9 protein-coding genes are annotated in these 12,157 nt (G+C 45.7%); 1 reads left to right on the forward strand and 8 read right to left on the reverse strand.

Going from position 1 to position 12,157, the window contains the following annotated elements:
* Positions 1-11: 11 nt before the first annotated feature.
* Positions 12-1,961 (reverse strand): monovalent cation:proton antiporter family protein, encoded by a 1,950-nt coding sequence (locus L2755_RS02405; protein ID WP_248979161.1) that lies wholly within the window; start codon positions 1,959-1,961, stop codon positions 12-14.
* Between the two features lie 167 nt (positions 1,962-2,128).
* Between L2755_RS02405 and dgcS the strand changes: the two genes are divergently transcribed.
* Positions 2,129-3,019, forward strand: coding sequence for a diguanylate cyclase DgcS (dgcS, locus tag L2755_RS02410; RefSeq protein WP_248979162.1), 891 nt, complete (start codon positions 2,129-2,131; stop codon positions 3,017-3,019).
* Between the two features lie 58 nt (positions 3,020-3,077).
* Here the strand turns inward: dgcS and tilS are convergent, their stop codons facing one another.
* The 7 genes from tilS to lpxD all read right to left on the reverse strand — a co-directional run bounded on the left by tilS (position 3,078) and on the right by lpxD (position 12,154).
* Positions 3,078-4,433, reverse strand: a complete 1,356-nt coding sequence (gene tilS, locus L2755_RS02415) for a tRNA lysidine(34) synthetase TilS (protein ID WP_248979265.1) — start codon at positions 4,431-4,433, stop codon at positions 3,078-3,080.
* Positions 4,434-4,435: 2 nt separating this feature from the next.
* Positions 4,436-7,906 carry a DNA polymerase III subunit alpha gene (gene dnaE / locus L2755_RS02420; protein ID WP_248979163.1) on the reverse strand — a complete coding sequence of 1,157 codons (3,471 nt, stop codon included), beginning with the start codon at positions 7,904-7,906 and terminating at the stop codon, positions 4,436-4,438.
* A gap of 114 nt (positions 7,907-8,020) precedes the next feature.
* On the reverse strand, positions 8,021-8,629 hold the full coding sequence (rnhB, locus tag L2755_RS02425; RefSeq protein WP_248979164.1) for a ribonuclease HII: 609 nt from the start codon (positions 8,627-8,629) through the stop codon (positions 8,021-8,023).
* A gap of 5 nt (positions 8,630-8,634) precedes the next feature.
* Positions 8,635-9,798 (reverse strand): lipid-A-disaccharide synthase, encoded by a 1,164-nt coding sequence (lpxB, locus tag L2755_RS02430; RefSeq protein ID WP_248979165.1) that lies wholly within the window; start codon positions 9,796-9,798, stop codon positions 8,635-8,637.
* A 71-nt stretch (positions 9,799-9,869) separates the two neighbouring features.
* Positions 9,870-10,640, reverse strand: coding sequence for an acyl-ACP--UDP-N-acetylglucosamine O-acyltransferase (gene lpxA / locus L2755_RS02435; RefSeq protein WP_248979166.1), 771 nt, complete (start codon positions 10,638-10,640; stop codon positions 9,870-9,872).
* Positions 10,637-11,098, reverse strand: a complete 462-nt coding sequence (gene fabZ, locus L2755_RS02440; RefSeq protein WP_248979167.1) for a 3-hydroxyacyl-ACP dehydratase FabZ — start codon at positions 11,096-11,098, stop codon at positions 10,637-10,639. The genes lpxA and fabZ overlap by 4 nt, the downstream gene beginning before the upstream one ends.
* Before the next feature lie 39 nt (positions 11,099-11,137).
* Entirely contained in the window at positions 11,138-12,154 is a 1,017-nt protein-coding gene (lpxD, locus tag L2755_RS02445) for a UDP-3-O-(3-hydroxymyristoyl)glucosamine N-acyltransferase (RefSeq protein WP_248979168.1), read from the reverse strand.
* Between the last annotated feature and the right edge of the window lie 3 nt (positions 12,155-12,157).

A 12,157-nucleotide genomic window follows, 5' to 3' on the forward strand; every position in this document is an offset into this window, starting at 1 on the left:
ATCTCTTAAAATCAGCCCTGCAGTAAATAGGTTTCGGCTTTCTCTATTCGTCTTGGTTTGCCCAGTAAAATAAGAATGTCACCGGATTTTATCTGCCAGTCGAACTCAGGATTTTCCACTTCTGCGCCCGCTCGCCTAACGGCGCGTAGCTCGACTCGTAGTTTCTCCCAAGGGATATCGGCTAATGTCTGCCCAACGGCATTCGCGCCTTTCGGCAATGCTACTGCGTGTAGCAATTCAAGGGTAAAGTCCGTTTCAGCGCCGGAGAAAAAGCCATGCAAATACTGATAGTGGTTACGACGCTCAGACTCCAAGCGTTTTAAGATTCTCGCTAGCGGTACACCACATTGATACAGCACCTGTGAGACCAGCATTAAACTGCCCTCTAAGCTTTCTGGGATCACTTGGCTTGCACCAGCTTGCTCTAGCTCTTCCATGCAAGAATCATCACGAGTGCGCACTAGGATCTTGGCCTCTGGTGCCAACTGGCGACACAAGGGCAATACTTCCTCTAAGATGCGCTCACTGCTAAAGGTGATTACAATTAGCTTAGCGTGCCTTACATGTGCTTGTTTAAGGATACTGCGCTTACAAACATCGCCAAAATACACGGGTTCGCCCGCGGCTCTGGCCTCTGACACCCGTTTAGGGTCAAGGTCGAGTACAAGATAGGGGATAGCTTCGGTTTTCATAAACCGTGCAATCGTTTGCCCAACACGGCCGTAGCCGAGGATCAGCACAAGATCGTCAGCCGTATCGGCATTAACAACGATGGGTTCACTTTTTTCAAGCTTAGGTTTAAGTCCTTGCAGCACTCTTGCAATATCGACACTATGGCGAACCAGCCAAGGAGCAAACGCCATGGATAGCACGGCAACCATCACTAAGGTGGTACTGGTTTTAACGTCAAGCAACTGATAATTAACCGCTAACGCTAATACTACAAAACTAAATTCACCCACCTGAGCTAAACTAAGGGCCGTTGAAACCGAGACTCTAAATGACTCTTTAGCCAGTTTTAACAGTGAAAAAACCACTAATGCTTTACCTAAAATCACCGCGATAAGCACTAAAATGATCTGCCACCAAAACTGTGCTACCAGCTGAAAGTCGAGCAACATACCAATAGAGATAAAAAACAATCCCATCAACAGATCTCTAAAAGGGCGAATATCAGCTTCTAACTGGCGACGATACTGGCTTTCACTTAACAGCATACCGGCCATAAAGGCGCCTAACGCCATAGATAAGCCTAACCATTGGGTAATTGCCCCAGTGACTAATGCCACTACCAGTGTTGATAACACAAACAACTCATTTGAACGTGAGCGCGCCACTTCATCAAACAGTCTTGGTAAGGCCCATTTACCAAAAGCCATTAGAGCAATAAAGGCTAAGATACCTTTTAACAATGCGTAAGCCACATCACTCAACAATAATGGTGCACCGTCGTTAGCCAACAGCGGTAATAGAATCAATAACGGTACTACAGCAATGTCTTGGAACAACAGTACACTGACCGAAAGTTCGCCATGACGACGCCTTAACCAGCCTTGCTCATTGAGTAGCTTCAATACTATCGCGGTTGAAGATAACGCAATAGCCGAACCAACCACTATGGATTCAGTCACACTTAAATTACACAGCAGAGCAACGACCATACTCAGTGCTGCGGTCACTAGCACTTGGGCGCTACCCAAGCCAAATACCGTTCTACGCATTGCCCACAGTCGAGGTAGTGAAAACTCCAGACCTAGGCTAAACATCAATAACACCACACCGAGCTCTGCCACGGATTGCATTTGATGTTGTGAAAACCAATGAAAACCGCTTGGACCACTAATAATCCCGGTTACCAAATAAGCTAAAATTGCGGGCAGGCCGGCACGCCTGAGTATGGCAATAGAGATGATTGCCACCACCAGCATGAGCAATATTTGAATCAGAAAGCTGTGTTCCATGCGCGTGATTTACTCCTTGTCAAAATGCTGTCACTGAAAAATACACTCCACTAATAAACAGAGTAACTGAATGACAAATAAAGACAAATATTATTACCGAACGTTTCGGCACAATTATTGCTAGGTATTCAGTTAGTCATGCCGCTAATTAATTTGGAGTAGAGAATATGGAAATTGGTCTAGCGCCCAAGTTTTTTCCTAACGAATATCGTGTACAAGCTGATGTTGAATCGGCTTACTCGCTAGATCTTGATCTCGTCAATATTATCCAACAACTACACCAACACTTAGACCCGCGGACGGTGTTTGCCTGTTTCGGAAAAATCATGGGGCAATACTTGCCGCTTCACGGCGTACAGCTCACTTATAAGCAATACCATTTTAACTGGGGTCGTCAAGGTGGCTATTCAATTGAGCAGCACCTCGCACTCGCTGACACCAGTGTAAAAGTTAACTATAACCTAAAAGCCCCTTTGATGCCGTCGCAAGCTCAACGTTTAAATCAGCTGCAAGGCTTGGTGTTACAACCATTATTTAATGCTATTCAGTTTCAAGAAATATCAAAGCGAGCCATGTTTGATGCACTCACCAATTTAGGTAATCGTCACTACTATCTTGAGCAAATAAAGAAAGAGATCGCCCGAGCCCAACGATGCCATAGCGATTTTTCTTTAGTCACATTGGATCTTGATAACTTCAAACAGCTCAATGACCGCTACGGCCATCAACTTGGCGATAACACACTGGCTGCATTCGCTCACATGCTAACTACTGTGATTCGAGATACCGATCAAGCTTTTAGGATTGGTGGTGATGAATTTACGATATTGGTACAAGGGGACGCACAAGCAGCAGCGATTCTTTGTCAGCGAATTTTAATTGCAGTAGATGACCATACTGACTTAGCGGACTACCAAGTCAAAACCAGCTTAGGTATTGCACTGTGGCTGCATAATGATACAGAGCAGAGCTTGTATCAAAAATCTGATAGCGCTCTGTACCAAGCAAAAGCGGCGGGAAGGCAGTGTTATAGTATTTTCCAGCCTACTGACGCATAGATCATAGACGGCAGCAACAACGACGAATCGTTAACTTGTCTCAGGGGAATTTAACGGCTCAACACTTAACACTTAGGCCCTGTTCATTTTCAGCACAAACAAAGGCTTTCTCATTCCAATAACCGATCGCACAAACTAATTTTCCGTCATAACACAATAACGGTACCGTTGATCTTGTCCACGGTGGCACTGCAAATTCTTGCCAAAGTTTCTTTAGTTCTCGGCCTTTACTGCGATGTTGTGGTTGACAACGGGTACTGCCAGGCAAAGCAAACTCAATGGTAACCTCTTCATCAGCACGGGGTAAACGCACTCCTGAGTTAGTGGCTAACGTCGCTTTAACAAGCTTTTGATGACCATAAGTTACCCCCGTTGCTAATAGTTCATCTATTGATGACACTGCGACTTTGGTAAAGTGCGTTACCGCTATTATCGGCAAGAAATATCCAGCACCTTTGAAGCGTTTTATCAGCACATCGGATAACTTTATCTCGATATTAGCATCTACTTTGGCATCAAGTAATTGCGCAATAATTTGCTCTGCTTGCACTTTCGACGGTGGAGCGAAGCCTAAAAAGTCCATGTGCCCGCGCAGTAGCAATGCTTGCCACGCTTTGGAGTATTGCGCAAAGGTGGCAAGATTGATAACCCACTCCCCGCCCTGCTCTCGTTGAATTAGTGGCAATCGCAGCGCCAGTTCTTCATCAACAACACTTTGTTGCATTGCGCACAGTTCAGCACTGCGGCTAGCCGTTGCAGCAATGGCGCTCCAACGTTGTTTTAACGCCGGGATGATGGACTGACGTAAAAAATTTCTATCGTACTTTTCATCAAAATTACTCTCATCTTGAATATGACCAATACCCTGCGCTTTTGCATAGGTTTCAACATCAGTTTTGCTTAAATCGAGTAACGGCCGAATAAGCCACTTGTCCTTGCCAAATGATTGCACCTTACCCATCGCCGACAGGCCTTTTGGCCCCAGTCCGCGTTTTAATGCTAACAAAATAGTTTCTAGTTGGTCGTCTTGGTGGTGAGCCGTCATTAAGATATCAGCGGGGCGCATCTGCGCCAATAAGGCCTCATAACGCACTGAACGAGCCAGTGCCTCAACACTGGTTCTAGGGGCAAGTTCGACCTTAACCCGCGCGATGGTACAGGGAAGTTGATACTTCTCGGCTTGTGCTTGGCAATGCACAGCCCAGTCATCGGCATTGGCACTTAATCCATGATGAACATGCACTAACTGATAATCGAATTGAGGGTGCTGTTTAGCATACTGAGCTAAGCCATAGGCTAAGATTTCTGAATCTACGCCACCACTATAAGCCAGCACGATTTTACGCGGCGCGGCTGACAGTGCGACAACGGGTAACCTTGCAACGCACAGACTTATTAGCTGAGCAATATTCATCACTAGAAAACAATCCTGACTTTGTCTGAGCCAGTCAGTGACTCTAGCGCCAGCATCAAGTCATCCGTTGGGTTGACTCGCCACTCATCACCAAGCGCAAACTGCGCTTTAGCTTCGGGCTGGGCATAATTAATTAGAACCGGGACAGCGCCATTTTTCCAAGGCGCGACTGCCGATTGAAAACGGTTTAACCAGTCTTCGTTAATATCCTCAGACTCTATATCGACCTCTACCGCGTTGGCAAAATGGCTACGCGCTTCACCCATATCGATAATACTGCGCGCGGTCATACGGTTGCCGCCGGAAAAGTCATCAAAGCTGACTTCGCCTTCGATGATCAAAATCCGGTCTTTCTCGAGCAAGTGGTTAAACTTCTCAAACGCTTCAGTGAACAGCATCACCTCTAACCGTGCACTCTTATCGTCGAGTGTCACTAAGCCCATTTTCGAGCCTCGTTTCGTCATCATCACGCGCGTCGCAACAACCAGACCCGCGGCCTTCATTGTTTTACCGCGATCCGTTGGGTGCACGTCTTTCAAGCGACCAGAGGTGTAATGCTTTAGCTCTTTTAGATATTGGTTGATCGGGTGGCCCGTTAAGTACAAGCCTAAGGTATCACGCTCACCCTCTAACCAGACTTTATCTGGCCATGGGGTACATTCAACAAATTGTTGTTTGTCATCTTCAGGCTCGCTATTGAGCAAACCAAACATATCATGTTGGCCCAATGCTTCTGCTTTAGCATGTTGGTCAGCGGCCCGTATTGCTGCAGGTAACGTCGCCACCAGAGAGGCTCTATGAGCCCCTAAATTATCCAGCGCACCCGCACAAATGAGTTTTTCAATCACCCGGCGATTGAGCTTTTTAAGATCAATACGGGCACAAAAATCAAAGAGATCAGTAAATGGACCATCTTTGCGGGCTTCTAAAATCGAATCAACAGGCCCTTCACCAACGCCTTTGACCGCGCCAATGCCGTAGACGATATTAGTTTCATCATCGACGGTAAATTTAAATAGACCTTTATTAACATCAGGCGGAATAAGGGGTATGCCCATGCGCTCACATTCATCAACTAGGATCACAATCTTATCGGTGTTATCCATATCCGCTGACATTACCGCTGCTAGAAACTGTGCAGGGTAATGGGTTTTTAGCCAAAGCGTTTGATAGGATACCAACGCATAAGCGGCAGAGTGCGATTTGTTGAAACCGTAACCGGCGAACTTTTCTACCAGATCGAAGATCTTCATCGATAGCGGACCATCGACACCATTATTAATCGATCCCTCTTCGAAGGTTCCGCGCTGCTTGGCCATCTCTTCAGGCTTTTTCTTACCCATAGCACGACGCAACATATCCGCGCCGCCCAGGGTGTAGCCTGCAAGCACCTGCGCTATCTGCATCACCTGTTCTTGATACAAAATAATACCGTAAGTGGGCGCTAGCAGTTCTTTTAACGAATCATGCTGGTACTCGGCATCTGGATAGGAGACCTCTTCCCTACCATGCTTACGCTCAATAAAGTTGTCTACCATGCCTGACTGCAAAGGTCCTGGTCTAAACAGCGCTACCAGTGCAATCATATCTTCAAAGCAATCGGGTTGAAGACGCTTAATCAAATCTTTCATACCACGAGATTCCAACTGGAAAACCGCAGTGGTTTCATATTTTTTAAGTAGCTTAAAACACTTAGGATCAGTTAGCGGTATTGATTCAATCCGAACATGTTCTTCACCTGTTTTGTCTTTAACGCTGTTCACCATCTGCAACGCCCAGTCGATAATAGTGAGCGTTCTTAGGCCCAAGAAATCGAATTTAACCAGACCCGCGGTTTCAACGTCGTTTTTATCAAACTGGGTAACCGGGTTAAGACCTTCTGAATCGCAATAGATTGGTGAAAAATCAGTGATCTTCGTCGGCGCGATAACCACACCACCGGCGTGCTTACCAGCGTTACGCGTTACGCCCTCCAGAATGCGGCACATATCGATGAGATCTTTGACCTCTTCACTGCCGTCATAGGACTCTTGCAGCGCGGGTTCGACTTCAAATGCTTTCGCCAGCGTCATACCCGGTTCTGTTGGCACCATTTTGGAGATGCGATCGACAAAACCGTATGGATGCCCCAACACACGCCCAACATCTCGAATAACGGCTTTTGCCGCCATGGTACCGAACGTAATAATCTGCGACACAGCGTCACGGCCATACAGTTCGGCCACATGGTCTATCACTTCATCACGTCTATCCATACAGAAATCGACGTCGAAATCTGGCATTGAAACACGTTCAGGGTTAAGAAATCGCTCAAACAGCAGATCGTATTCAAGCGGATCCAAATCGGTGATATTAAGCGCATAAGCCACCAACGACCCAGCCCCTGAACCACGACCAGGACCAATGGGGATATCTTGATCTTTTCCCCATTGGATAAACTCCATAACAATAAGGAAGTAACCAGGAAAGCCCATTTCGTTAATGACTTTCAGCTCGATCTTTAAGCGTTCATCGTACTCTGGCCGTTTCTCGGCTCTGACCTCTGGATCGGGAAATAAAAAGGCTAAGCGGGCTTCTAAACCTTTCTCCGAAACATCAACCAGAAAGTCATCAATAGACAGATCGCCGGTGGGGAAATTAGGCAAGAAATACTCATTCAAACGTACGGTCACATTACAACGTTTGGCTATCTCAACGGTATTTTGTATCGCTTCAGGGATGTCTTCGAATAGTTCGCACATCTCCTCACTACTTTTAAAATACTGTTGCTCACTGTATTTTTTTGGTCTGCGAGGATCCGCTAGCGTGAAGCCATCGGAAATCGCCACGCGAATTTCATGCGCTTCGAACTGTTCTGGTTTATTAAACACCACTTGGTTGGTCGCAACCACCGGCAGGTCTTTGCCTTGCGCAAGCTTAACGGCCATATGCAAGTATCGCTCTTCATCTGGTCGTCCGGTACGCAATAACTCAAGGTAATAACGGTCTGGAAAATGAGTTTGATAGAACTCAACCAATGAATCTACCTGGGCGGTATTTTCTTTTAAGAGTGCACGGCCTACATCACCCTGACGCCCACCAGAAAGCAAAATAAGACCATCATTGTATTTAGCTAACCACTCATGGTCGATAACGGCTTTATCTTTAATATGGCCACGGAGATAAGCATCGCTGATCAGCAATGTTAAGCTTGAGTAGCCTTCATTATTCATCGCAATTGCGGTGATAGAGCAGAGTTCATCAATCCCTGGCACCTGTACCCAAAAATCTGTACCGATAATCGGTTTGATACCCGCTCCATGGCAGCCGCCATAGAACTTAACCAATCCACACAGGTTGGTCTGATCGGTTAACGCAACCGCTGGCATCCCCAACTCGCATACTTTCGCAAGAATAGGCTTAACCTTAGACAGCCCATCAGACATTGAAAAGTCACTATGGACGCGCAAATGCACAAAACGAGGATCAGACATATATGGAGTATCTTTCTTTTAGGTAGATGACGACAAACAATGAAGCTAACAGAATAAAACAAGGTCTAGCAGCAAACAAGTTAAACTACTCACTCAGCACGCAGATGGACGACTTTACATCGCTTCTCTAACAGGTCGAAAACTTTTGCGATGCTCCGCTAGCACGCCATGTTGTGCTAAAGCTTCGAAATGCACCTTGGTTGGATAACCTTTATGCTTCTCAAAACCATACTCGGGATGTTGAGCGGCCAACGCTTCCATCTCTCGGTCACGCACTACTTTGGCAATAATCGATGCTGCACTAATCGCATCAATCAGACCATCGCCTTTAATGATGGCATGGCTCGGCACACCAAAATCAGGAGTTCGATTACCATCCACTAATACTGAAGTAGGCTTAATCGTTAGCCCTTCCACTGCACGCTGCATTGCCAGCATCGTTGCATGTAATATATTGAGCTCATCAATCTCGAGTGGCGATGCAGAGCCGACAGAGATGCTCAGCGCTTTTTGCTGGATCTCATCGAACAACAGCTCGCGCTTTTTCTCGGATAACTTTTTAGAATCGTTAAGACCTGTAATGGGATTATTAGGATCGAGTATTACCGCCGCAGTAACCACATTGCCCACTAATGGACCGCGGCCAACTTCATCGACGCCAGCGTATTGCCCAATACAGATCTGAGCAATTTGTGCTGCAGAAATATCTTTCATAACGGCCATTATTCTCAATCCTCAACTAATTCATCGGTCTCAATCAATTTAATGACCGCATCAGCTGCGCGAGCGCTAGCATCGCGTCGTATAGACTGGTGCATAGTCATAAATCGATCGTGTAATGGAGTAAAATCACTATCAAGCTGCAAAGCGACCGCGTCTGCAATTTTTTCAGGGGTACAATCAGCTTGAATAAGCTCTTCAACAATATCGTCATCAGCCAGTAAATTGGGGAGCGAGTAACGCTTTGTAAGCATCATCCCTTTCGCTATTTTATAAGTAATAGGGCTGACACGATAAGCCACCACCATCGGCCGTTTCACTAACATGGCTTCGAGTGTTGCCGTGCCTGACGCCAGTAAGATGCAGTCAGCAGCAGCCATCACATCACGAGAATGGCCTTCGACCAAGTGAATATCTAAATCTGGCGCATGGGTACTCAGCGCTAATTCAAACTGCTGTCGCCGTTTCTGGTTCACTAATGGCGTGACAAATTTGATATCTGGGTAACGCTGCTTAATTAACTTCGCCGCTTTAACAAACGGTTCGGCTAACTGTTTAAGTTCGCCGCCTCGGCTACCAGGCAATATCGCTAAATACTCAGCAGTAGGATCTAATCCCAGTAAAGCCCTTGCATCCGCTTTGCTACTTTCTAGCGCAATATCATCGGCAAGCGTATGGCCTACGAACGTGCAAGGCACATCATGTTTATCATAAAAGGCTTTTTCAAAAGGTAGCAATGACAACACCATGTCGGTGGCCTTGGCGATTTTAAAAATGCGTTTAGGGCGCCATGCCCATACCGATGGGCTAACATAATGTACCGTTTTAATACCACGAGACTTGAGTTTCAACTCAAGTCCAATATTAAAGTCTGGAGCATCGATACCAATAAAGCAGTCAGGTTGAATTTGCATAAACTCTTCTATCAGCGTCGCCCGCACTTTCAGTAGCCTTGGCAGGCGCGATAGCACTTCAACGATGCCCATTACCGCAAGTTCTTCGTAGGAAAAAATAGATTCAAAACCCAGCGCATCCATACGCGGACCACCGATGCCGACAAATCGAGCGTTTGGATAGCTTTTTTGAAGTGCCTTTATCAGGCCAGCGCCAAGGATATCACCGGAGATTTCTCCGGCGACCATGGCAAATATAGGAGGTGTTTTTATGCTCATAGAGAAGAGTCTATTTTTATGTGTTAAATGAGAAAGAAAAAACCCGTTTGATAACGGGTTTTTATTTATTACTAACGAACAATGCCTCGACTTGAGGAAGCGATAAAGTCAACTAACAACTTGACTTGTTCATCGTCAACCGCGGCTTCCTTTAATTGTTCTACCGCTTCTTCAACGGTTAAACCATTGCGATACAAGGTTTTATAAGCGTGACGAACAGCGAGTTGCGATTCTTTACTGAATCCACGGCGTTTAAGCCCTTCACTATTCAGTCCTCTTGGGATTGCTGGCTGACCAGAAGCCATCACAAACGGTGGCACATCTTTAAGGACCAAAGAATAACCTGCTGTAAAGGCGTGAGCACCAATTTTCACAAACTGATGCACACCTGTCATGCCACCAAGAATGGCAAAATCACCAACATGTACATGACCAGCGATTGAAGCATTATTTGACATGATGACGTTATTACCGACCACACAGTCATGTGCGATGTGCACATAAGCCATAAATAGGTTATCTGAACCTATTCGGGTTTCCCAATTATCTTGAGTTGTGCCACGATGAATGGTTACCGATTCACGAATAACGTTATTGTCGCCAATGATGAGACGCGTTGCTTCACCGGCAAACTTCTTATCTTGGCAATCTTCACCTACTGAGGCGAATTGATAAAACTTGTTACCTTTGCCGATGACAGTCGGTCCCTTCACAACAACGTGTGAACTAAACCAACAGTCGTCGCCAACTTCAACGTCTGCACCAATATAGGTCCATGGACCTATGGTGACATTGTTGCCAATTTTGGCATCTGGATGGATGTAAGCTAATTTATCGATCACTTAGAAATCTCTCTACGAGCACACATAATTTCGGCTGAACAAACAACCACGCCATCCACTTTGGCTTCACCGGTAAAGACGCCGATCCCGCGGCGTTCTTTAATCATTTTTACTTCAAAATGTATCTGATCGCCTGGCTCAACAACACGCTTGAAACGCGCTTTGTCGATACCGGCAAAATAGTATAATGCATCATTAGAAGGTGCATCACTCATCGTCTTGAATGCTAAAAGCCCAGTGGCTTGCGCCATGGCTTCTAAAATCAACACGCCTGGCATCACTGGCTGAACCGGGAAATGTCCCTGAAAAAATGGCTCATTAATAGTGACATTTTTGATAGCATGTAAGGATTCACCTGGAGTAAAATCCAATACTCTATCAATCAATAAAAACGGATATCGATGAGGTAAAAACTTTAGGATCTCTTTGATGTCCATTGTATTCAATTGATTTGACACGAAACTTATTCCTTAACCTGCCCAAGGCAGCTAATCATTTTACTTTACGTTTTTCTCTAGCTTCTTAACGCGCTGAAAAAGCCCATCAAGCTGTCTAAAGCGAACTGTGTTTTTACGCCACACCTTGTTATCCATGGCGACGGTCGCTGAAGAATATACCCCAGGCTCACGGATCATACTGGTAATATTTGTGCTGCCTGTTACATGAACACCATCACAAACACTCAAGTGTCCAGAAATTGCACAATTACCACCAATAATACAATGTTTACCGATAGTGACACTGCCAGCGACAACCGTGCTACCCGCGATTGCGGTATTGGCGCCAATAATATCATTGTGGGCAATTTGGACTTGGTTATCGATAATAACACCGTCATGAATTTCGGTATGTGCTATCGCACCACGGTCAACGGTGGTATTAGCACCAATTTCAACGCGATCGCCAATACGCACACCACCCGTTTGTGGAATTTTAATCCACTGACCACGTTCATTGGCATAACCAAATCCATCAGAGCCCAATACGGTACCCGAGTGAATAATGCAGTCTTGGCCTAAATGAACATTATGATAGACGGTCACATTGGCCCATAACAATGAGTTAGAGCCAATAACACTATCTTGACCTATCACACTTCCGGCACCGATTTGCACGTTATTGCCTAGCACAACATTGTCACCAATGACCGCACTAGCGCCAATGGCAACATTCTCTCCTAGCATAGCAGAAGCTGCTATTTGTGCTGAAGGGTGGATACTGTCTGCCGCTTTAGGCGTCGTATCGAGAAGTTGGGCAATACGCGCAAAACCAACATAAGGGTCTTTAAGTAAGATTGCATTGCCTTTAAAACCATCTGCATCTGCAGGCGTCATCAAGATCGCCGACGCAGCCGTTGTTTCCAGCTGCGAGCGATACTTTGAATTCGCCAAAAAAGAGATTTGACCTAAACCTGCACTGTCCAAAGTGCCGACAGTTGCAATTTCAACTGATTCGTCACCTTGAACATCTGCATTTAAATGGTCAGCCAGTACTCTTAAAGTATAGCTTTTCATCTA

The sequence above is a fragment of the Shewanella abyssi genome, assembly GCF_023284025.1.
Taxonomy (GTDB): domain Bacteria; phylum Pseudomonadota; class Gammaproteobacteria; order Enterobacterales; family Shewanellaceae; genus Shewanella; species Shewanella abyssi.